This window comes from Micromonospora pisi, from assembly GCF_003633685.1.
GTDB classification, from domain to species: Bacteria; Actinomycetota; Actinomycetes; order Mycobacteriales; family Micromonosporaceae; genus Micromonospora_G; species Micromonospora_G pisi.
The window spans coordinates 1396806-1417906 of record NZ_RBKT01000001.1 but is presented as its reverse complement, the minus strand read 5'-3'; the positions used below and the strand labels follow the sequence as shown (position 1 = coordinate 1417906).

Here is a 21101-nt window from a genome sequence, read left to right as displayed (position 1 = left end):
CGGTCGGTGACGGCGGCGGGAGAGAATCGGCGACGTGCCCGTCCTGGAGATCACCGACCCCGCCGACGACCGGATCGCCGACTACCGCGCGCTGACCGACGTCGAGCTGCGTACCCGTTGGGAACCGCCGCACGGCCTGTTCATCGCCGAAGGCGAACTGGTCCTACGGCGGGCGCTCCGGGCCGGCTACCCGCCGCGCTCGTTCCTGGTGGACGCGAAGCGGGTCGACCAGCTCGGCGACCTCGACACCGGCGACGCGCCGGTCTATGCCGCCACCCCGGACGTGCTGGAGAAGGCGACCGGATTCCACGTGCACCGGGGCGTGCTCGCCTCGTTCCACCGGCGGGAACTGCCGACCGTCGCCGAAGTGCTCCAGACCGCCCGCCGGGTGGTCATATTGGAGGACGTCAACAACCACACCAATCTCGGGGCCATCTACCGAGGAGCGGCAGCGCTTGGCATAGACGCGGTTCTCCTGTCACCCACCTGTGCCGACCCGCTCTACCGGCGCAGCGTACGGGTCAGCATGGGTGAGGTGTTCGCGGTCCCGTACGCCAAGTTCGAGCGCTGGCCGGAGGGGCTGGACCAGGTTCGGGAGGCGGGCTTCACCGTGCTCGCCATGACGCCGGCTCCGGACGCCGTACCGATGCAGCGGCTCACCCCGGCGCAGCGGGAGCGGGCGGCGTTGCTCCTGGGCGCCGAGGGCCCGGGCCTCACCGCGGCGGCGCAGACCGCAAGCGACGTACGCGTGTCGCTGCCGATGCGGCGCGGCGTGGACTCGCTGAACGTGGCCGCCGCGGCGGCGGTCGCCTTCTGGGAACTCGGCCGCAACGACCCGTTGTAGCGGAAGCGGGGACGGCCGGCCCGAGGTGATCGACGGCAGGTGTCGACCGCGATCTGTGCCCGACGGCGATCCGTAAAGGAAATCGTGATGGTTCACATCGGTACGTCAGCTGGTTCGCCGCCGGTCCGTCCCCCGGTGACCGAAGCGCTGTTGTCGGCCACTGCGTGAACCCGCGTACGGATTCGAAGCGCGCCGCCGTCGGCGGCTGCCTCGGGCTGCTGTTCGCGGTAATCGTCTTCTCCGTCGGCGTGCTGCTCGTCCTCGTACTGGCGATGGCGGCCCGGATCGGCTACATCCCGGCGTACGCCCAGCTCGCCTGCCGGATCTCCGGCTGCGGGCGGCTTGGCATGGCCGGCATCGGCTGGGCGACGACAGCTCTGCCTGTCGTGGCCGTGGCGCTGCTTCTCCTGCTGCGCCGATCGCACCCGCGCCTGTTCCGGGCACTGCTGCCGCTCGCCGTGCTGCTGGTCGGATCCGACCTGCTGCTGTTGGACTACAGCTTCAGGGGCGGCGGGCACGCGCCGTACACCCGGGATCTGATGGTCGGGGTAGGCGGCGCCGGACCATTCCTCGTGGGTCTGCGGGTCGGTCGTTGGGCCGGCGCGCTGGCGCTGCTCGCCTACTTGTGCGCCCGGGAGGCGATGCCGGTCTGCCCGCCGGGACGGGTGTGGGCCTGGCAGTTGGTCCGGCTCGCGGCGCCGTTCGTGATGCTGCCCGCGCTGCTCGTGGCGCTGCTGGCGGCCTGAGCGGCGACCGCCTCCGGGCTGGTCTGCTGCGGCGTCAGTCGTCGGACCCATCTGCGACGGCCCTGCCGGCGTCTGCCGGTCCGTAAGGATCGATATCTCTGGTGCAGATGCGCCGCGCGCTCTCGCGGAAGGCCGTGCCGGCATCGCGGATGCTCATCAGGCCCGCCTGTACCTGCTGCCCGGCGGTGTGGCCCAGGCTGATGATGGCTGCCACCAGCCAGGCCGCAGGCGTATCGCGGTGGAACTCGCCTGATCGTTGCCCCCGACGGACGAGCGAGTCGAGTCGGTCGGTGATCGGCAGATGCCGTTCGTGATCTTCCTGTGGGTTCGCGCTGGCCATGGCGGGGGTGAGCAGGATCGGGTACCGGTAGAGAAGCGTCCAACTGGCATCCGCCCACCGACCCAGGGCGTCTGCGGCGGAACCGGTTTCGAGGTCCACCGCGTCGAGGGCAGCCACGACCTCGGCGGTGATTCGGTCGACGATGGCTCTGAGCAACGCGTCGCGCGACGCGAAGTGGGCGTAGACGGTCTGACGGGCGACGCCTGCCTCGGCCGCGATCTCCTCCATGCTCGCCTCGGGTCGCTTGCCTAACAGGTTGATAGCGGCATCGAGGGTTACGGCGATGCTTCGCTCGGCGTCGGCACGCCGTCGTCGCGTTCGCGGCTCAGATAACTCGGACACGGTTGTCAAGAATACTCGCCTGGCTTACATTGGACAGCGCTGTCAGAGTTAACTGCGGTGCGATGGGAGCGATGCGAGATGCCCAGTGAAGAAAATCTTCCCGGCCGCAATCTCGGCGCGTACCTCACCGGGTATCCGGTGGAGGTCGCCTTCGGGGAGGACGATGCCGCCACGGTTTTCGACCGTTACCACACGCCCGACTTCGTGCTCTACAACGACGGGATACCACTCGACCGCGAGAAGCTTCTTGCGCATGTGCGGCCTGCTCGCCGGAGGGCCGCCAGCGTGCATACCGAACTTCATGAGACCTTGGTGTCTGGTGACCGCGTGGCGGCCCGGTACATCCTGACCGCGGTCATGGTCAAGGGAAGTGTCATCGCCACCGAGATCTACATGTTCGGCCAGCTGGCCCGGGATGGGCGACTACAACGGGTCGACCAGTTGACCCGCCTGGTTCCGGCGCCTGCGGTGGCCGCGGGCTCGACCGTGCCACCGCCGCAATGACCTCGACCGCCCCCCGCGAGATCGCGGAGCGGTTCTACATCTCAATGGCCGACGGCGACGCGGAGGCCCTCGCTGAACTGCTCCATCCCGCGGTCACCGTGGCGATCCGGCGGGCCTACGCATACGCGCCCGCGCTTGTTCGATGTCGGATGCATGCTCGACCGCCCATTCGCCGACGGCGATGACCAACGGAAGAAGTGAACGGCCCAGGTCGGTGAGCGCGTACTCGACACGTTCCGGCGTCTGCTCGCGGCTGATCAGCCCGTCGCTCTCCAGCGTCCGCAGTGTGCGGGTGAGGATACGCCGGCTCAGCCCATGGATGGTGCGGTCAAGTTCGTTGAAGCCGTAGGGGCGTTCGTCGAGCACGGCGAGAATGAGAACGCTCCACTTCTCGCCCACGCGCCGCAGGATGTCGGTCGCCGTGCACGCCGCACGGTCAGCCAGGGTCACGGGTAGCCGCAGCGCCGGTGACATCAATGTGCCTTCTTTCGCGGAGGCCGGGACAGACCAACGATGAAGTATGCGCACAGTGGTGATCGCGGGCGGGACACGTGGCATCGGCGGTGCCCTCGCCGACAAGCTGCGGCGAGCCGGAGACCTGGTCGTGCCGATCGGCAGTGCCGACGCCGATCTCACCTCGGTCCGGCAGACCGCCGCACTGGCAACCCGGCTACCCGACAAGATTGACGTACTGGTGCTGGCGGCGGGACGTTTCGACCTGCGGCGCATCGTCACCAACGAGGGCTTCGAGCAGACCTTCGCGATCTACGTTCTCAGTCGTTACCTGCTTGCCGAACGGCTTCGCCCCGCGCTGGAACGAGCGCAGACACCGATTATCCTCAATCTCAGCGGCACCGGTGGAATCCGGGCCGGCCGAATCCACTGGGATGACCTGCAGCTCACCCGTGGGTACACCATGCTCAAGGCCACCATGCAGGGCGCACGGGCCAATGATCTCCTCGGGGCCGGCTTCGCGGCCCACCACCCGCACAGCCAGATCCGGTACGTGCTGTACAACCCGCTGTTCGTCAACAGCGGCATGCACCGCCAGTTCCGTCAACCAACACGCGCCCTCGTAGGCGCGTCAGCCGCCCTCCTCGGATCCTCCACCGGTACCGCGGCCTCCCGCCTGACCGCCCTACTGGCCGAACCGCCGACCGCCCGACTGACGGTATTACGTCGCGGCACGCCGGTGCCCCTCACCCGACCGGAGTTCGACCAGTCGGCGGCAGCCCGGCTCTACACGCTCCTGGCCGAGTTGACCGTCGCCTCCTAAGCCACCTGGGTCAGCGCGGGCAGCGTTTCGTCAGGAACGAGCGTCGCTGGATGAGTCCAACTGTCGAAGAATGTCCTCGATGAATGGCGCCTTGCCGGACCGGTACCTCGGTCGGTCGTGATCGTCCACCGCTGCGAGGTCAGCTTTGATGCGCGCGTACTTGGCTGCGAGGTCCGGGTGGCGTCGTAGGTGGTCGCGGAAGAACAGCAAGCGACGCCAGTCCGGTGACCGGACCTCCCAGATGTGGAGGTGATGGGTACGCCACGCCACGTCGGGGAAGCAGAATGACAGCTTGCGCCGCTCATGGTCGCCTGGTTCGGGAGCGTGGACCCAGCCGATGTCGCCCAGTTCCGCCACGATGCCGGCAGTCTGGTCGTAGTCGCTGACCAGGGAGAGCATGTCAATGATCGGCTTGGCGGCAAGCCCGGGGATCGCGGTACTACCCACATGCTCGACGCGACCGACGAGGTAGTTCCGGAGCGCCGCCTCGATTCGGGTCTGCTCTTGGGCGAAGCTGGTCGGCCAGTGTGCATCGTAGGGAACGATCTTGATCGGATCTCGTCTCTGAGGTGGTCCGTCAGGACCTCGACCCGCCGCCACCTGTCTAGCGTATCGCTCGCATTTCCGTCGGAGGCCCGATGCTCGCCGCCACCGGCAGCGATAGCCTGCCGTCATGACGAGCGCCGAACTGGACGAGTTGATCGTCGCGGATGCCGACGCGCTGCGCGTGTGGTTGTCGGCCAACCACGCCACGTCGCCCGGCGTCTGGCTGGCCCTGACCAAAAAGGGCGGCACGGTCACGACGCTGACCTGGCAGCAGGCGGTCGACGAGGCCCTGTGTTTCGGCTGGATCGACGGGCAGGCCCGTAAGCGGGATCAGGAATCCTCCTGGATCCGGTTCACCCCTCGCCGGCCCCGCAGCTCCTGGTCGCAACGCAACGTCGACCACGTGGCCCGGCTGGAGGCGCAGGGGCGGATGCTGCCGTCAGGCCGCGTGGCGGTAGAAGCCGCGAAGGCGGACGGGCGCTGGGCCGCCGCCTACGCCCCGCCGTCGGAAGCCGAGGTGCCGGCCGACCTGCTCGCCGCCATCGCCGCCGACCCCGCCGCCCAGGCCATGTTCGACGTACTCACCAAAACCAACCGGTTCGCTCTCATCCACCGCGTCAACGCCGTCAAACGGGCGCAGACCCGCGAGCGGAAGATCGGCGAGTTCGTCGCCATGCTGGCCCGCCACGAGACGATCTATCCGCAGAAGGCCAAGCCCCCGAACTCGCCGTAATAGTGCTTTCCCAAAGTCCTGCGGCACGCGGTGTCGTGCGGTCAAGGGAGGGCTTTCGGGCGGTCGGCGAGGCGGGTGACGAGCGGACCCCGACGTCCCAGCGTCCACACCGCGAGCGCGAAGCAGCAGAGCGCCGCTCCCGCCATCGTGACCGCTGTCCAACCACCCGCGGACCAGAGCACGGTCGCGGCGGCGGAGCCGATCGCGCCGCCGATGAAGTTGCCGGTGCCCAGCGCTGTGTTGAGCCGGCTGCGAGCCTCGTGAGAGACGGCGAACAACCGGGCCCGGTTGAGTAGGGCCTGCGCCTGGAGGGCTACATCGATCATGACGATCACGATGACGACGAGCACGACGGACCGGCCGGCGAACGCCGCTACGACGAAGGCGCCGAGGGCGAGTATCCATGCCGCCCCGGTGGCGGGTAGCGACCATCCTCGGTCGTGCAGCCGACCGGCGTGCTGGACGACGAGAGCACTGGCGAGGCCGGCCAACCCGAACACCCCGATCATCGGTACCGGGTACTCGAACGGCGGGCCGCTGAGCAGGAACGTCAGCGCCGTCCAGAGCAACGAGAAGACGGCGAATCCGATGGCGGCGAGGACCAGCGTCCATCGGACCGCCCGCTCGTGCATGACCACCGTGCCGACCGAGGCGATGAGCGCGGGGTACGACATGCGTGTTCGCGGTGCCAGCGGTGGGATCGCGCGGTAGAGCAGGACCGCGAGCAGGACGGCGACGACCGCGGCAAGGGCGAAGATCGTACGCCATCCGGCGGCGCCGGCGACGAACCCGCTGATCGTACGGGAGGCGAGGATACCGGTGAGGGTCCCGGACCCGACGACGCCGACGACCCGACCACGGTGGGCGTCGCTGGCAAGGTCCCCGGCCAGCGGTGTCAGAACCTGTCCGGAAATCGTCGTCACGCCGAGTATCCCGAGTGCGAGCAGGAGCATGCCGATCGACGGCGCCAGCGCGCACAGCAGCAGCGCGACGGCCGAGGTCAGCAGCATCACCGGGACGAACCGGCGGCGGTCGAGGACGTCGCCGAGCGGCACGAGCAGCAGCACACCGACGGCGTACCCGACCTGGGTGGCGGTGACGAGCCAACCGGCCGTCGCGGTCGCGGCGCGTAGATCGCCCGCGATGAAGCCGAGTATCGGCTGCGCCCAGTACAGGTTGCCGATGGCCGCTCCCGCCGCCACCGCGAACAGGAACGTCAACCGGCGGCTCATCGTCTCCGGCGGTGCCATGCGGGGTGCTGCCACCCTGCCACGCTAAGGCGCGGGATCAAGGCATCGATACGAGGGCAAACGGGTACGGCATCGTGAACTGCTGATGACAGCGCGTTGGTCATGGGGCCGAGCGCATAGTCTGTCCGGGTGTCGTTGACCCTGGACGAAGCCCGCGCCCGCGCCGCCATGCTCTCCGAGGTCTCCTACGACCTCGCGCTCGACGTCCGATCTCCGGACGCCTTCCGGAGCCGGGTCGCCGTACGGTTCCACACTGACGGTGGCGACACCTTCCTGGAGCTGTACCGGGCCGAGTCGCTCGAGGTGACGCTCGACGGCTCGGCCGTTGCGCCCGCGTACGACGGACGCCGGATTCCGCTCGACGGCCTGACCCCCGGGCCGCATGAAGTGGTCGTGGACGCGCGGCTGCAATACGTCACCGACGGCGAAGGTCTGCACACCTTCATCGACCCGGTGGACGGGGAGCGGTACGTCGGTGGGTATCTCGGCCTGGACATCACCCAGCGCCTGTTCGCCTGCTTCGATCAGCTCGATCTCAAGGCGCCGATAACGCTGAGCGTGACTGCGGACCCGGCGTGGACGGTCCTGTCGAACGGGTTGCCCGTAGTCGCTGACGGGGGCCGGTTCGTGTTCGCCACCACGCCGCCGATCCCGTGCGATCTGTTCGTTGTCGTGGCGGGGCCGTACCACTCGGTGAGGTGGCAGCATCGCGGCCTGCACATGGGATGGCATGCTCGCCGCTCGCTCGCCGCCGAACTGGAGCGCGACGCCGCGGAGTTGCGGCGGGTGACCGAGGTCTGCTTCGACCACTATGCTCAGATTTTTTCTGAACCGTTCCCGTTCGACTCCTACGACCAGGTCTTCGTGCCCGAACTCAACTGGGGCGCGATGGAGTGCCCGGGCTGCGTCACGTTCAACGAGTCCCTGCTGCCGCGTGCGAGGGTCACCGACGATGACCGCCGGCGCCGCGCGATGGTGATCGCGCACGAGATGTCGCACATGTGGTTCGCCGACCTGGTCTCCCCGGTGTGGTGGGAGGACGCGTGGCTCAACGAGTCCTTCGCGGACTACATGGGGTTCGAGGTGGCCGAGACCGTGGCCGGGTACGCCGGCACCCGGGTGTCGTTCGAGGCGGCCTTCAAGCCCGGTGCCTACCTGGCCGACCGGCGCCGTTCCACGCACCCGGTCGCACCGGCCGCCGAGGACGTGCCGGACGTGGACACCGGCACGACCATTTTCGACGCCATCTCCTACGGCAAGGGAAACGCGGTCGTACGGCAACTGGTGACCTGGCTGGGAGAGGCGGACTTCCTGGCCGGGGTGAACGCGCACCTCAGCGGGCACCGGTTCGCCAACGCCACGCTCGAGGACCTGCTGTCGGCGCTCGACGCTGCCTCGCCACGCGACGTACGCGAATGGGCCGAGGTGTGGCTGCGGCAGTCGGGACACGACACGATCCGGGTCCTGCGATCCGGCGACGTTCCGGTGCTGACCCGTGACGGGGTGCGGCCACACCGGTTCACCGTCACGGCGTACTCCTCGTCGCTGGAGCCGGTCGGCTCGCGGCTGGTCGACCTCGCGGACCAGCCCTTGGAGTTGCCGGAATGGGCCGGCCTGGCCGTCGTGCCCAACTCGCACGGCGAGACCTTCGCCCGGATCGAGCTGGACCCGTTCTCCTACGAGACCGTGTCGCGCGCGCTGGCCGACCTGCCCGACCCGCTCGTTCGGGCGGTGCTGTGGGCGACGGTGCTCGACCGGGTGCCGCCGGCCTCGCACCTGGAACTGCTGGCGCGACAGCTACCGCGTGAGTCGTCACCCACCCTGGTGACAGCCGCCCTCGACCGGACCCTGAACGTCCTGGTGCGCCGGGTGCTGCCGTCCTCGGACATACCCGCCGCACTTGAGCTGATCGCCTCGGCGTGCGCGCTCGAAGGCGAGCCGGACGAGCAACGCGCGGTCGCGTTGGCGCGCGGACTGGCCCGGACCACGAGCGACACCGCCCTGTTGCGGCGCTGGCTCGACGCGGACGCCACCGACCAGGGGTTGGCGCTCGACCCGGAGCTCCGCTGGGCCGTCGTACACCGGCTGGCCGAGCTCGGCGGCCTTGAAGCACCGCAGATCGAGGCCGAGCGGCTGCGAGACGGTACTGCCACCGGTGATCTCGGCGCCGTCACCGCACTGGCCGCTCGCCCCACGGCCACGGCGAAATCGGCAGCCTGGGCGGCGATGACCGAGGACCCCGACGTCTCCGTACGCCGCTTCCAGGCGCTCGCCTCCGGTCTCTGGTCGCTGTCGCAACGCGAGCTCGTCACGCCGTATGTCGCTGCCTATGTCGCGGTCGCCCCGTCGCTGGCCCGACGCGGGTCGGCGTTCGCCGCCGCAGTCGGCCGGGCCTTCCCTGCCCTCCCGCTGACCGCCGAAGAGCTGGAGTTGGTCCGTGAGGCGCTGCACGCCGACGTGCCCGTTGTGCTGAGGCGGCATTGGGAGGACGAACTGGACGACCGTACGGTGTGACGCTCCGATTCACCCCGACGCACTCAGCCCTCGATCGCCCAGACCCGGATCGGGCACTGGCTGGTGGACTTCCTGATCGTCGCGTAGCCGTCCCGGCCGCAGGTCCTAGTGCAAACAAATAGCCGATGTACGCACGGAATGTCTGCGGGCCAGACGTCCTGGCACTGCGCGCGGAACAACCACCCAGGTCGGTAGCGGCTGCGTCCGTACACCCCGCCGCTGATTTGACAGTGCTATAGCTACCGGTTATCTATTAGCGGTCTGGAACGAAGGGGTGTGCCTGGGTGCAGGACGTGGTGCTGGCCATGCTGGCGAAGGAGCCAGCGCACGGGTATGAGCTGCGCGGCCGGATGCGTGACGCGCTCGGCCCGCTGGGCGACGCGATGAACGCCGGGCAGATCTACGTGGCGCTGGCCCGGCTGGCGAAGGCTGGGCTGGTGACCTCGGAGCGGGCCGAGGGCCTGCCGGACCGGCCTGACCGCCGGGTCTACGCGCTGACCCCGGCCGGACAGCAGCGGGTCGCGGGTTGGCTGACCGAGGTGAGCTGGCCGAAGCCGGACCTCGCGGAGTTCCACCTGAAGCTGGTGGCCGCCGCGGCCGGCCGGCTGGCTGATCCGGTGGCGCTGGTCGACGCGCAGCGGCGCGAGGTGCTGCGTCGGCTGCGCGACACCCAGCGCGCGGCGCTGGACCGGTCGGTGGATCCGGTCGCCGGGGTGCTGCTGGAGGGTGTGGTGCTGCGGCTGCGGGCCGACCTGGAGTGGCTGGAGGCATGCGAGCGCATGTGGGCCGAGCGTGATCGGACTGGGCGGAAGGCGGAGGCATGACCGGATCGACGGCGCTGCGGGCCCGTGGGCTGACCAAACGGTACGGCTCGAACACCACGCTGGTACGCGCGGTCGACGAGGTCGACCTGGACGTGCCCGCCGGACAGACGTTGGCGATCATGGGCCCGAGCGGCTGCGGCAAGTCCACCCTGCTGCACCTGCTCGGCGGGCTGCAACGCCCGACCGACGGACAGGTGTGGCTGGCCGAGCACCGGGTCGACACGATGACGGAACGGGCCCTGGCCCGGCTACGGCGCGACGGTGTCGGGTTCGTCTTCCAGTCGTTCCACCTCATGGACGAGCTCACCGCAGTGGAGAACGTCGAGCTGGCCGCGCTGCTGGCCGGCCAGTCACCGGGGCGGGCCCGCAAGCGGGCGATGTACCTGCTGGACCGGGTCGGGCTTGCCGACCGGGCCGCGTACCTGCCCTCGGCGCTGTCGGGTGGGCAGCGCCAGCGGGTCGCCATCGCCCGCGCGTTGAGCAATGAGCCGCTGGTCGTGCTGGCCGACGAACCCACCGGCAATCTGGACAGCGCCGCCACCCTGGAGGTACTGCGGCTGTTCGAGGAGTTGCACGCCTCGGGACAGACTCTCGTGGTGGTCACCCACGACGCCCGCATCGCTGCGGTTGCCGACCGGGTGATCTCCATGCGCGACGGGGCGTTCGCCGACGACAACCGGTTCGTCAGCACCGCTACCGGGACTGTCTACGACGGGCGGCGCTGACGTGTCCGGCCGCCTCCTGCTTGTCTGCCGGCTGCTGATGCGGGACCTGCGCCGCCGCCGGACCGAAACCGTCCTGCTCCTGGTCGCCATCACCGCCGCCACCGCCACGCTGACCCTCGGCCTCACCCTCAACGAAATCGCCGACCGGCCGTACCAGCAGACCCGGACCGCCACCGTCGGCCCGGACGTGATCGTGACACCCCGGGCCACCGGTCAGGCCGCGTTGGACGAGCTCGCGCCGATGACCACCGCGGCCAGCGTCACCGATCACAGTGGTCCCTTTCCGATCGCCTACCTGACGATGACGGCCGGCGACAAATCCGCGCACGCCGTCATCGAGGGCCGGGACAGCGCACCCGTATCGATCAACCGGCCCGCCGTGACCGACGGCACCTGGGTACGCCCCGGCGGCGTGGTCGTCGAGCGTGCCTTCGCCGACGCCCTCGGCGTCCGCGTCGGGGACACGGTCAGCGTCGACGGCCATCCGCTGCGGGTGATCGGGACCGCGGTCACTGCCGCGAGAGCGACGTACCCCTACGCCGGGTGGCACTACCCGGGCAGCGTCCTGGTCGAGCGCGGTGGCCTGGTCTGGGTCGACCGCGGCGACATAGCCACGCTCGCGGGCGGCCAGCCGCTGTCGTACACGCTCAACCTCAAACTCGCCGACCCGGCGGCCAGCGCCACGTACGCCGTCGGCGACCAACTCACCACCTGGCAGGCAATCGACCACCTCAACGGTCGGCTGTACGGCGACGCGCAGATGGCGCTGCTCGTCGGCAGCTGGCTGCTCAGCGGCCTTGCGCTGGCCGGCGTCGCCGGCATCGTCGCGGGCCGGATCATCGCCCAGCGTCGCCGGGTGGGGCTGCTCAAGGCCGTCGGCGCCGGACCGGCCATGATCGCCGCCGTCCACCTCGCCGAGTACCTCGTGATCGGGCTTGCCGCTGCCGCCACCGGCCTGGCCGCGGGCTGGTTCACCGCACCCATGCTGATCCGCCCCAGCGCTGGACTCATCGGCTCCGTCAACGCCCAGCCACCCGCGCTGCGCACGGTGATCGCCGTCACGGCCCTCGCCCTCACGATCGCTGTGGCGGCGACTCTGGTACCGGTGGTGCGAGCCGCCGCCACCAGCACCGTCCACGCGCTGGCCGACGCTGCAACGCCACCGCAGCGCCGACGGTGGCGTATCTGGCTGTCGCGGCAGCTGCCCACCGCCCTGCTGATCGGGGTGCGTATCAACGCCCGCCGGCCGCGCCGTGCCCGGCTGGTCACAGTGAACACCCTGATCACCACGACCACACTCGTCGCCGTACTTGTTGTCAACACCCGGGTGGAGCACTTCGACCTCGGCTACACGGAGCTCGCCAACCCCCGCAGCGAGCGAATGGATCAGGCCCTGCTCGTCGTAATCGTCGTGCTGTGCATCCTTGCGCTCATCAACGCCGTCGTGAGCACCTGGACCACCGTCCTCGACGCCAGGCATCCGCTGGCCGTCGCACGGACGCTCGGCGCCACGCCCGCGCAGGCCGGCCTGGGCCTGGCGGTAGCGCAACTGCTTCCCGCCATACCCGGCGTCGTCGCGGGGATCCCGGCCGGCATCGGGCTCCTTACGTTCGTCAGCACCGGCGAGGTCCAGCACCCACCCGGTTCCTGGCTGCTCGCCACCGCACTCGGAGTCCTGCTCGCCATCGCCGTGCTCACCGCCATCCCCGCGATGGTTGCCACCCGGCGTCCGGTCGTGGACGCACTCCAGTCCGCACCGACCTGACAGCCGTCAGCGGTCGTAGTGGATGGCGGCAACCCTGTCGGGGTCGCAGAACCTCCGTCTGCAAAGAATTGCAGCGGCGCAGACCCTAGGGTTCCTGCATCCGGGATCTGAGCACGTCGAATTCGCACCCCGGCGCGTCGGGATCGAAGCCGTGCTCGATCAGCCAGTGCGACGCCACCAGGCTGCGCAGTGACCACCAGGCGCGGATCACGTCCCGGTCCGCGCCGGCGCCGTAGCCGGCAAGCAGGTCGTCCAGGCGTTCCTCGTGCCCGAGGGTCAAGGTGGCGAGGTCGAACATGGCGTCGCCGGGGGCGGCCTCGGACCAGTCGATGACGCCGGTGACCTCGTCGCCGTCGACGAACACGTGGGTGATCTGCAGGTCGCCGTGGATGAACACCGGTTTCCACGGCCGGAGCGCGGCCTCGGCGATCTCGCGGTTGCGCCGGATCACCTCGGCGGGCAGAACGGCGTTGGCGAGCAGCCACGCGCACTCGCTGTCGAGCTCCGCCGCCACGTCGTCGAGCCTGGGCCCCGGCCACGGCGGCAACGGCGCATCGTGCAGCCGCCGTATGGCGGCACCCGCCGCAGCCCACGCCGCCGGCGACGCGGCCGACGGTTCGCCGAGGAGGCCGAGCGCCTTGCCGGACACGGCGGCGATCGCGAGCACGGGCGGCTCGCGCCAGAGGATCGCCGGGGTCGGTATCGGCGCCATCGCCATCGCCCGCACCTCGATGTCGGCGTGCGCCGGGTCGCCGTCGACCTTCAGGAACACGTCGCCGACGCGCAGCGTCGCGCGCTGGCTGTGGGCGACGACGACTTCAACCTCTTCCACACCGGCCATCCTGGCGGGGATGGCCGCCCATGTCGCCGGATTTTGCGGGTGGCGGATCGGCACAGGGTTCAGCCTTCCCGGCTTGTGCGGCGGGTGCCGGTGACGTTGGTGCGGGGCAGGCGCCCCGCGCGGGAGTGTCCGGTCAGGATTTCGCCGGCCACGACCACGTCGAAGTCGAGGTGAAGGCGTATCGGGCGGGTCACCGACTGCCGCCAGGTCACCCGGGGACCGTCGCAGACGAGCGCGGCCAGCGGCACCGTCTCCGACGGTGTCGACGCGGTGCCGGCGACCACCCCGCCCCAGGTCGGTGAAGACATAGACGGCGCCCAGCGTGCCGATCGGGGTCTTCAGGATGACGTCCCAGGTGCCGAGGATGACGTGCAAGACGGCCTCACTTCAGATCGTGACGGGCGAGCGGCCGGCGTGGCGCCACACGATGCCGCGCCGTTCGTACTCGAACAGGGTTTCGACGGCGTGCGCGACCCGCGGGCCGAACTCGCGTTCCAGGATGTGCAGCCCGAGGTCCAGCCCGGACGTGACGCCACCCGCGCTGATGAGGTCGCCGTCGTCGACGACCCGGGCCGGCACCGCGTGCACGCCGGTCGCGTCGAGCACGTCCATGCCGAGTTCGTGCGTCACCGCGTGGCGCCCCTCGATCAGGCCGGCCATGGCCAGGGCGAGCGATCCGCCGCAGACGGCCGCGACCGTCACATCGGGGTTGTGTAGGGCGGCGAGCAGCAGCGGTACCGCCGTCGACTCGGCGAAGCGGGCCAGCAGTACGGGGATCGTCACCACACCCTGGTCGGGGTCGCCGGTCGTGGGTCCGCTGGCACCGGGTACCACGACATAGCCCGGCCGGTCCGGATCCAGCCGCCTGGTCGCCCGCAGCGTCAGGCCGCGGGTGCCACTCACCACCTCCCGTGGGCCGTCCGCGGCGACGAGTTCCACCGCCAGGTCGCCTCCGGCCGCGTCGCTTCCGGCCGCGAGGACCTCGAACGGCGCGATGACATCGAGCGGGTCGAACCCGTCGAACAACACGATCTGCACCAACACGCCACCGATCCTCGGCCTCGCCGGTCAACACGACCAGTGGCAGGATTGCCATGGTCCGACTGTTTCTTGCCGCCGCTCAGCCGGAGGAAAGCGCCATGCACACCGTGTTCGTCCTGGCGCTACCGGACACGATCGCGTTCGACCTCGCCACGCCGATCGAGGTGCTCGGCCGGGTGCGACTGCGGCACGGTCAGGCCGGCTACCGGGTACTGGTCTGCGGCAGCGAGCCGATGGTCGACGCTGGCCCGCTGCGTCTGGCCGTCGATTACGACCTCGACGCGCTCGCCCGCGCGGACACCGTCATCGTGCCCGGCCGGTACGACCCGGCCGCGCCCGTGCCCGCCCCGGCCCTGGACGCACTGCGGACCGCCGCGGCCGCCGGTACCCGCATCGCCTCGATCTGCGTGGGCACCTTCACCCTCGCCGCGGCGGGGCTCCTCGACCACCGCCGGGCCACCACGCACTGGGCCGCCGCCGACCGGTTGCGGACGGCGTTCCCAGCCGTACAGGTGGACCCGGACGTGCTGTACGTCGACACCGGGCAGTTCATCACCTCGGCCGGGGCGACCGCGGGCGTGGACATGTGCCTGCACCTCGTACTCCGCGACTACGGAGCCACGATCGCCGCCGACGCGTCCCGGCAGGCTGTGGCCCCACTGCACCGCGACGGCGGGCAAGCGCAGTACATCGCGCGCACCGACCCGCGCGCCCCCGAACTCGGCCTCGGCCGGCTCCTCGAGTGGCTGGAGGTCAACGCCTGCCAGGACCTGACCCTGGCCGACGTGGCCGCCCAGGCCGGGCTCAGCGGGCGTACGCTCAACCGCCGCTTCCACGAGGAGACCGGCCGCACCCCGATGCAGTGGGTCACCGCCGTACGCGTCCGCCGCGCGCAGGAACTCCTGCAAAGCACCGACCACGGCGTCGACCGGATCGCCCACCTCGTCGGCTTCGCCTCACCGGCGCACTTCCGCGTTCAGTTCAAGCGACTCAGCGGGGTGACACCACAGGCGTACCGCACCACCTTCCGCCCTCGACCCCCGACGGCGGCAAGCACCTCCGGGTAGATCCCGCCGCGGTCGCCTGTTGCCGACCTCGCGTTGTCGCAGAACCCGACCGCCCGCATCCTGAGTACGACCGCACGTGCCGACGAGCGGATGCTTCGGGTTCATCCTGGCCAGCGAGTGCGAGACCATCGGCGGTGCCGGGCGGCCGCAACGGGGCTATCGATCACCTGGCATCTCGTCGTACTAGTCTTCGCCGCATGGCCTTGCGACCGGACGAGTTCTATGACCACGCAGTCGCCGTCGCGGACGGCGAGCGCCGGCTCCCGTTGGCACGCATGACGGGATGGGAGATCAGTCCGTTCGAGCCGGACGGACTGCGGGTAGCGCCGTTGCGCCCGCCGGTGCTCCCGGAGCCCGCGCGGCACGGCGAGGATCCGTCGGACTGCGACGCTTGCCGCGACCGGGACGAAGGGATCTGGTTCAACGATCACTGGCGGCTGGTCCGGATTCCGCGAGTGGGCGTCCCGCTGGTGCTCATGCTGCATCCGCGTGATCACTACGACATGGCGGATCTACCTGACGAACTGGCCGCCGAACTGGGGCTGTTGAGCACTCGCATCGTTCGCAGCGTGCAGGCGCTGCCGCACATCTCGCGCGCCCATGTCTACCGCATCGGAGATGGTGGCGCCCATCTGCACGTCTGGTTCTTCGCCCGGCCCGAAGGACAGGCCCAATTGTACGGCTCGTGGCTGGTCGTCTGGGACGACCTGCTACCGGAGTACCCAGCGGACGTTGCGGAAGCTGACGCTGAAATCGTGGCAGACGCGTTGGTTGCGTGCCACGGAGGCCACCGGTCGCCCACCAGCGAACCGGTCGCCTGACCGGCCTGATCCACCAACCGGATGTCACCGTCACGGCTGTTGCCGCCACCGTGCGGATTCCCAAGGCCGCGAAGCTACGGCCCGTCCTACCCGTCTGGCCAAGACGGGCAGGACGGGCCGTAACGGTGTGCAAGGGTGGGCAGGGCGGCGGGGAGCCGATGGTCAGATGGTGAAGCCGCCGTCGACGTTGACCGTCGCCCCGGTGATGTAACGCCCGTCCGGACTGGCGAGGAACGCCACCGCGGCGGCCACGTCGGCTGGCGCCGCGTAGTGGCCGAGGGCGGTGAACCCGTTGATCGTGTCGGCGTTGGGGCCGTCGGCCGGATTCAGTTCGGTGTCCGTGGCTCCCGGATTTACCAGGTTCACGGTGATCGCCCTGCCGCCGAGTTCACGTCCGAGCGCCTTGGTCAGGCCGATCAGAGCGGTCTTGCTCATCGCGTACAGCGAGAAGCCCGGAAAGACGGCCCGCTCGGCCACGTTGCTGCCGATGTTGATGATCCGTCCACCGGCCGACATGTGGCGTACCGCGGCCTGCGAAGCGACGAACGGTGCCCGAACGTTGACCGCGACGGTCTGATCGAACTCGTCCAGGCTCAATTGCTCCAGCGGTCCGAGCAGGAACGCGCCGGCGTTGTTGACGAGGATGTCCAGCCGACCCAGTTCACCGGCGACCCGGTCCACCACGTCGACCACCGCTGCCGGGTCGGAGCTGTCCGCCTTCACGGCGATCGCCCGTCGTCCCGCGGCCTTGATCTGGTCCACCACATCGTCGGCGCGTTGCTGATTTTGCTGGAACGTCACGGCGACGTCGGCGCCCTCCTCGGCCAAGCGCAACGCCACAGCGGCGCCAATGCCACGACCACCACCGGTAACCAGAGCAACCTTGCCGTCAAGTGTCTTGTTCATGATGGAGAGCCTGGTCGACACAAGGCCAGCCGTCTGGCGACGATCGGACGCCGCGTTCGCGCCACCGGTACCAACGGTCCTCGGACCACGCGCTTGTCGACCACCTGGATCAGCGTGCTGTCCTCGTAAGCTGAGGCTCACACGTGACGGGCAGGAGGCTGAGGTGACCGAGACGACGGTAGCCGAGGTGATGACCGAGCTGGCCGCGCTCGAGGACCCGAGGATACGAGAGGTGAACGAGAGACACGGTGACGATCACGGCGTGAACCTCAGCATGCTGCGCGCGCTCGCGAAGCGGTTGAAGACGCAGCAGGAACTCGCGCGCCAGCTCTGGGAGACGGCTGACAGTACGGCGAAACTGCTGGCGATCCTGATCTGCCGCCCGAAGGCGTTCGAGCGTGACGAGTTGGACGTCATGTTGCGCGGGGCGCGCACCCCCAAGGTGCACGACTGGCTCGTGAACTACGTGGTGAAGAAGAACCCGCACTCCGAAGAGCTGCGCCTGGCCTGGTTCGCCGATCCGGACCCAGTGGTCGCGAGTGCCGGCTGGGCGCTGACCACCGAACGCGTGGCGAGGAAGCCCGAGGGCCTCGACCTCGCGGGACTGCTCGACGTCATCGAGGTGGAGATGAGAGACGTCCCGGCTCGTCTGCAGTGGGCGATGAACCACTGCCTGGCTCAGATCGGGATCGAGCACGCCGAGCACCGCGCCCGAGCGATCGGCATCGGTGAGCGCCTGGAAGTGCTCAAGGACTACCCCACCCCCGCGGGCTGCACGTCTCCGTTCGCGCCCACCTGGATCAACGAGATGGTGCGCCGACAGCACGACAGGTAGGAAGGCTCGCACCCGACGCGCTCCGCCCAGGATCGAAGCGAGGGAAAGGACCCGGTTCCGCGGCTGCATCCGTAGGCCGATGGGACATCCGCCTGGGCCGACGACGCGTACCGCCGTACGCGGCGTGCCGCCGCTTCGCGAGAAGCGTTGTCAGTTCCAGCAAAAAGCAAAGGCAGGGAGATCTCTCCCTGCCACTCTTAATGTATAGCGCACTGGGGGGCTTGCGGCAAGACCGGGGTCGTGGCGCAGAATCGTCGGCCGAGGCCACAACCTGCGGAAATGGGGGGCACCAACGTGGGTGTGTTGTTGTCGAGGTACGAGCAGTACGTGTTGGATCTTTCAGAGGTCGACGGGACGCAGGTCGCGGTCGTTGGCGGCAAGGGCGCGCACCTGGGGGAGCTGTCGCGGATCGAAGGCATCCGCGTGCCGGCCGGCTTCTGCGTGACGACGGACGCCTTTCGGCGGATCATGGCGGAAGCGCCGTCGATCGACGATCGGCTCGATCAGCTGTCGCGCCTGAATCCGGACGAGCGGGAGGCGATCGGCGCGCTCAGCGCGGAGATCCGTCAGACGATCGAAGGAATCGCCATCCCCGACGATCTGGCGGCGGCGGTCACCCGCGCGCTCGCCCAGCTCGGCGAGGAAGCGGCGTACGCCGTGCGGTCCAGCGCGACGGCAGAGGATCTGTCGACGGCCTCCTTCGCGGGCCAGCAGGACACGTACCTGAACGTCATGGGCCGGGAGGCGATCCTCCGGCACGTCAGCCGGTGCTGGGCGTCGCTGTTCACCGAGCGGGCCGTGACGTACCGCCTGCGGAACGGCTTCGACCACCGGAAGGTCGGCATGGCCGTGGTCGTACAGCAGATGGTCTTCCCGCAGACGGCCGGCATCCTGTTCACGGCCGACCCCGTCACGGGCAATCGGAAGGTCGCCACCGTGGACGCCAGCTTCGGCCTCGGCGAGGCCCTGGTCTCCGGTCTGGTGAGCCCGGACGTCTTCAAGGTGCGCGACGGTGAGGTCGTCGCCAAGACGGTCGCCGCCAAGCAACTCGCCATCCACCCCCTGCCGACGGGCGGGACGCAGGCGCTGACGATCGACCCGCAGCGGCAGGAGCAGCCGGCGCTGACGGATGCGCAGGCCGTGCGGCTCGTGCAACTCGGGCGGCGAATCGAAGCGCACTTCGGCAGCCCGCAGGACATCGAATGGTGCCTGGTCGACGACGGCTTCCAGATCGTTCAGAGCCGGCCGATCACCACCCTGTTCCCCATCCCCGAGACCGGCGACCAGGAGAACCACGTCTACCTCTCGGTCGGCCACCAACAGATGATGACCGACCCCATGAAGCCCCTGGGTGTCTCCGTGTGGCAGCTGACGGCCATGGCGCCGATGCACGAGGCCGGCGGGAGGCTGTTCGTCGACGCCACCATGCGTCTGGTCTCGCCGGCAAGCCGTGCCGGTTTCCTGGAAATGGTGGGGAGGGGCGATCCGCTGACCAGGGACGCGCTGGAAACCGTCCTCGACCGGGGCGACTTCATCCCGACGCTCCCCGGCGGGGGCCCCGACGAGGGCCCCGGCGGGCCGCCGGTCCGTGGCGCGTCCGCCCCGATCGAGACCGATCCGGCCATCGTCACCGAGCTGGTCGAGCGCAACCAGACGTCCATCGCCGCCCTGCGGCGCGACATCCGGACGAAGACCGGACCGGCGCTGTTCGACTTCCTGTTGGAGGCCTTCCAGGAGCACAAGCGAGTCCTCAGTGATCCGCTGAGCATGCAGGCGATCATGGCGGGGATGGAGGCCACCTGGTGGCTCAACGACCAGCTGCAAGAATGGCTGGGCGAGAGGAACGCGGCCGACACACTCACGCTGTCCGCCCCTCACAACGTCACCTCGGAGATGGGACTGGCGCTGCTCGACGTCGCGGACGCGATCCGCCCGCACCCGGAAGTGGTGGCGTACCTGCAGGGCGTCGAGGACGAGGGCTTCCTGGACGAGCTGCCGAAGTTCGCGGGCGGGACCGAAGCGCGCGACGCCATCGAGGCATACCTCGACCGGTACGGCATGCGCTGCGTCGGCGAGATCGACATCACGAGGCCGCGCTGGAGTGAGCGCCCCAGCACGCTCGTGCCGGTGATCCTCGACAACATCAAGCTCTTCGAGCCGGGTGCCGCCAAGCAGCGTTTCGAGCAAGGGCGGCAGGAGGCGCAGAAGAAGGAACAGGACGTACTGTCGCGCTTGCGGGCCCTGCCGGACGGGGAGCAGAAGGCCGACGAGGCCAAGCGGATGATCGACCGGGTCCGGACCTTCATCGGTTACCGGGAGTACCCGAAGTACGGCATCGTCAGCCGCTACCTCGTCTACAAGCAGGCCTTGCTGGAAGAGGCCGAGCGCCTCGTACGGGCCAACGTGCTTCCCGAGAAGGACGACATCTTCTACCTCACGTTCCAGGAACTGCACGACGTCGTGCGCTCGAACCAGGCGGATGACAAGCTGATCCAGCAACGCAAGGACGCGTTCCGGTCGTACCGGGCGCTCACGCCGCCCCGGGTACTGACATCGGACGGCGAGGCCGTCGCCGGGGCGTACCGGCGCGACGACGTGCCGGCCGGTGCCCTGATCGGCTTACCGGTCTCCGCCGGAACCGTCGAGGGGAGGGCCCGGGTCATCCTTGACATGGCGGAGGCCGATCTCGAGGCGGGCGACATCCTGGTCACGGCCTACACCGATCCCAGTTGGTCGCCCCTGTTCGTCGGAATCACGGGCCTGGTGACGGAGGTCGGCGGCCTGATGACGCATGGCGCCGTGATCGCCCGGGAGTATGGCCTGCCAACCGTCGTCGGTGTGGCAGATGCCACCCGGCTGATCCGGGACGGGCAGCGGATCCGCGTGCACGGAACCGACGGGTACGTCGAGATCCTGCCTTGACCAACCACCGAGAGGGCCCATCCGTAGCCTTCGGCCAGAACATTGCCAAGCAGACGGATCGCGGTCCCGAATTGCGGTGGTTCCGCTGTGCGGGCGGCCGGCAACGTCTACAGCCGGTAGGACCTGCGTCCGCGGCGATTATTCGTGGCGCCCGTGGTGATCGCGACGGTATGGTGGCCGGGCCGGCCGTGGGACTTGGGTGCGACTTCCGGAACCCGCCTCTGAAGCGATGCTTCGCAGTTCGTGCCTCCATTCCCCG

The 21101-nt window shown here is 69.5% G+C and carries 21 protein-coding genes; 13 read left to right on the top strand and 8 right to left on the bottom strand.

All coding sequences use genetic code 11. The annotated features are described in order from the left end of the window. The first annotated feature begins 34 nt into the window (after positions 1-34). Positions 35-844, top strand: a complete 810-nt coding sequence (locus tag BDK92_RS05375) for a TrmH family RNA methyltransferase (protein ID WP_121155166.1) — start codon at positions 35-37, stop codon at positions 842-844. A 164-nt stretch (positions 845-1008) separates the two neighbouring features. Beyond that, the gene (locus BDK92_RS05370) at positions 1009-1590 is read left to right on the top strand and encodes a hypothetical protein (protein WP_121155164.1); all 582 of its coding nucleotides are present in this window, start codon (positions 1009-1011) and stop codon (positions 1588-1590) included. A gap of 34 nt (positions 1591-1624) precedes the next feature. Here the strand turns inward: BDK92_RS05370 and BDK92_RS05365 are convergent, their stop codons facing one another. Beyond that, positions 1625-2272, bottom strand: a complete 648-nt coding sequence (locus tag BDK92_RS05365) for a TetR/AcrR family transcriptional regulator (protein ID WP_121155161.1) — start codon at positions 2270-2272, stop codon at positions 1625-1627. A 78-nt stretch (positions 2273-2350) separates the two neighbouring features. Between BDK92_RS05365 and BDK92_RS05360 the strand changes: the two genes are divergently transcribed. Further along, entirely contained in the window at positions 2351-2776 is a 426-nt protein-coding gene (locus BDK92_RS05360; protein ID WP_121155158.1) for a nuclear transport factor 2 family protein, read from the top strand. Positions 2777-2869: 93 nt separating this feature from the next. Here BDK92_RS05360 and BDK92_RS05355 read toward each other — a convergent pair whose 3' ends face one another. Then, positions 2870-3250, bottom strand: a complete 381-nt coding sequence (locus BDK92_RS05355) for a winged helix-turn-helix transcriptional regulator (protein ID WP_121155156.1) — start codon at positions 3248-3250, stop codon at positions 2870-2872. Between the two features lie 46 nt (positions 3251-3296). Between BDK92_RS05355 and BDK92_RS05350 the strand changes: the two genes are divergently transcribed. After that, positions 3297-4052, top strand: coding sequence for a Rossmann-fold NAD(P)-binding domain-containing protein (locus BDK92_RS05350; RefSeq protein ID WP_147456918.1), 756 nt, complete (start codon positions 3297-3299; stop codon positions 4050-4052). A gap of 30 nt (positions 4053-4082) precedes the next feature. Here the strand turns inward: BDK92_RS05350 and BDK92_RS05345 are convergent, their stop codons facing one another. Continuing rightward, on the bottom strand, positions 4083-4652 hold the full coding sequence (locus BDK92_RS05345; RefSeq protein ID WP_246016839.1) for a GrpB family protein: 570 nt from the start codon (positions 4650-4652) through the stop codon (positions 4083-4085). 73 nt (positions 4653-4725) lie between these two features. Here BDK92_RS05345 and BDK92_RS05340 point away from each other — a divergent pair, with 73 nt between their 5' ends. Then, positions 4726-5331 carry a YdeI/OmpD-associated family protein gene (locus tag BDK92_RS05340; protein WP_121155150.1) on the top strand — a complete coding sequence of 202 codons (606 nt, stop codon included), beginning with the start codon at positions 4726-4728 and terminating at the stop codon, positions 5329-5331. Positions 5332-5372: 41 nt separating this feature from the next. On the opposite strand, the gene BDK92_RS05335 is transcribed toward BDK92_RS05340, so the two are convergent. Continuing rightward, positions 5373-6596, bottom strand: a complete 1224-nt coding sequence (locus tag BDK92_RS05335; RefSeq protein WP_246016838.1) for an MFS transporter — start codon at positions 6594-6596, stop codon at positions 5373-5375. A 114-nt stretch (positions 6597-6710) separates the two neighbouring features. Here BDK92_RS05335 and pepN point away from each other — a divergent pair, with 114 nt between their 5' ends. The 4 genes from pepN to BDK92_RS05315 all read left to right on the top strand — a co-directional run bounded on the left by pepN (position 6711) and on the right by BDK92_RS05315 (position 12409). Then, positions 6711-9095: an aminopeptidase N gene (pepN, locus tag BDK92_RS05330; protein ID WP_121155148.1), complete on the top strand. Its 2385-nt coding sequence runs from the start codon at positions 6711-6713 to the stop codon at positions 9093-9095. A gap of 284 nt (positions 9096-9379) precedes the next feature. Further along, a complete protein-coding gene (locus BDK92_RS05325; protein ID WP_121155146.1) occupies positions 9380-9919 on the top strand; it encodes a PadR family transcriptional regulator in 540 nt (179 codons plus the stop codon). After that, positions 9916-10644, top strand: a complete 729-nt coding sequence (locus BDK92_RS05320; RefSeq protein WP_121155144.1) for an ABC transporter ATP-binding protein — start codon at positions 9916-9918, stop codon at positions 10642-10644. The genes BDK92_RS05325 and BDK92_RS05320 overlap by 4 nt, the downstream gene beginning before the upstream one ends. Before the next feature lies 1 nt (position 10645). After that, positions 10646-12409 (top strand): ABC transporter permease, encoded by a 1764-nt coding sequence (locus BDK92_RS05315; protein WP_121155141.1) that lies wholly within the window; start codon positions 10646-10648, stop codon positions 12407-12409. A gap of 85 nt (positions 12410-12494) precedes the next feature. Here BDK92_RS05315 and BDK92_RS05310 read toward each other — a convergent pair whose 3' ends face one another. From BDK92_RS05310 to BDK92_RS05300, 3 genes are all read right to left on the bottom strand, one after another. After that, positions 12495-13304, bottom strand: a complete 810-nt coding sequence (locus BDK92_RS05310; RefSeq protein WP_246016837.1) for a phosphotransferase family protein — start codon at positions 13302-13304, stop codon at positions 12495-12497. 5 nt (positions 13305-13309) lie between these two features. Next, complete coding sequence (locus tag BDK92_RS05305) at positions 13310-13558, bottom strand: hypothetical protein (protein WP_246016835.1); 249 nt, start codon at positions 13556-13558, stop codon at positions 13310-13312. 79 nt (positions 13559-13637) lie between these two features. Then, positions 13638-14294, bottom strand: a complete 657-nt coding sequence (locus tag BDK92_RS05300; protein WP_121155140.1) for a DJ-1/PfpI family protein — start codon at positions 14292-14294, stop codon at positions 13638-13640. 95 nt (positions 14295-14389) lie between these two features. On the opposite strand from BDK92_RS05300, the gene BDK92_RS05295 reads away from it, so the two are divergent. Together BDK92_RS05295 and BDK92_RS05290 are read left to right on the top strand one after the other, a co-directional pair. Beyond that, complete coding sequence (locus BDK92_RS05295) at positions 14390-15358, top strand: GlxA family transcriptional regulator (protein ID WP_121155137.1); 969 nt, start codon at positions 14390-14392, stop codon at positions 15356-15358. A 197-nt stretch (positions 15359-15555) separates the two neighbouring features. After that, a complete protein-coding gene (locus tag BDK92_RS05290; protein WP_121155135.1) occupies positions 15556-16179 on the top strand; it encodes an HIT family protein in 624 nt (207 codons plus the stop codon). Between the two features lie 162 nt (positions 16180-16341). Here the strand turns inward: BDK92_RS05290 and BDK92_RS05285 are convergent, their stop codons facing one another. Beyond that, complete coding sequence (locus BDK92_RS05285; protein WP_121161657.1) at positions 16342-17085, bottom strand: SDR family NAD(P)-dependent oxidoreductase; 744 nt, start codon at positions 17083-17085, stop codon at positions 16342-16344. Positions 17086-17275: 190 nt separating this feature from the next. Between BDK92_RS05285 and BDK92_RS05280 the strand changes: the two genes are divergently transcribed. Then, complete coding sequence (locus BDK92_RS05280) at positions 17276-17920, top strand: DNA alkylation repair protein (protein WP_121161655.1); 645 nt, start codon at positions 17276-17278, stop codon at positions 17918-17920. Positions 17921-18199: 279 nt separating this feature from the next. Beyond that, positions 18200-20842, top strand: a complete 2643-nt coding sequence (gene rph / locus BDK92_RS05275) for a rifamycin-inactivating phosphotransferase (protein WP_121155132.1) — start codon at positions 18200-18202, stop codon at positions 20840-20842. The last annotated feature ends 259 nt before the right edge of the window (positions 20843-21101 follow it).

Coding starts and splice junctions, on each gene's coding strand:
- BDK92_RS05360 (WP_121155158.1), top strand. CDS start 2,351: ATGCCCAGTGAAGAAAATCTTCCCGGCCGCAATCTCGGCGCGTACCTC.
- BDK92_RS05355 (WP_121155156.1), bottom strand. CDS start 3,250: ATGTCACCGGCGCTGCGGCTACCCGTGACCCTGGCTGACCGTGCGGCG.
- BDK92_RS05350 (WP_147456918.1), top strand. CDS start 3,297: ATGCGCACAGTGGTGATCGCGGGCGGGACACGTGGCATCGGCGGTGCC.
- BDK92_RS05340 (WP_121155150.1), top strand. CDS start 4,726: ATGACGAGCGCCGAACTGGACGAGTTGATCGTCGCGGATGCCGACGCG.
- BDK92_RS05320 (WP_121155144.1), top strand. CDS start 9,916: ATGACCGGATCGACGGCGCTGCGGGCCCGTGGGCTGACCAAACGGTAC.
- BDK92_RS05305 (WP_246016835.1), bottom strand. CDS start 13,558: ATGTCTTCACCGACCTGGGGCGGGGTGGTCGCCGGCACCGCGTCGACA.
- BDK92_RS05295 (WP_121155137.1), top strand. CDS start 14,390: ATGCACACCGTGTTCGTCCTGGCGCTACCGGACACGATCGCGTTCGAC.
- BDK92_RS05290 (WP_121155135.1), top strand. CDS start 15,556: ATGGCCTTGCGACCGGACGAGTTCTATGACCACGCAGTCGCCGTCGCG.
- BDK92_RS05285 (WP_121161657.1), bottom strand. CDS start 17,085: ATGAACAAGACACTTGACGGCAAGGTTGCTCTGGTTACCGGTGGTGGT.
- BDK92_RS05280 (WP_121161655.1), top strand. CDS start 17,276: ATGACCGAGCTGGCCGCGCTCGAGGACCCGAGGATACGAGAGGTGAAC.
- rph (WP_121155132.1), top strand. CDS start 18,200: ATGGGGGGCACCAACGTGGGTGTGTTGTTGTCGAGGTACGAGCAGTAC.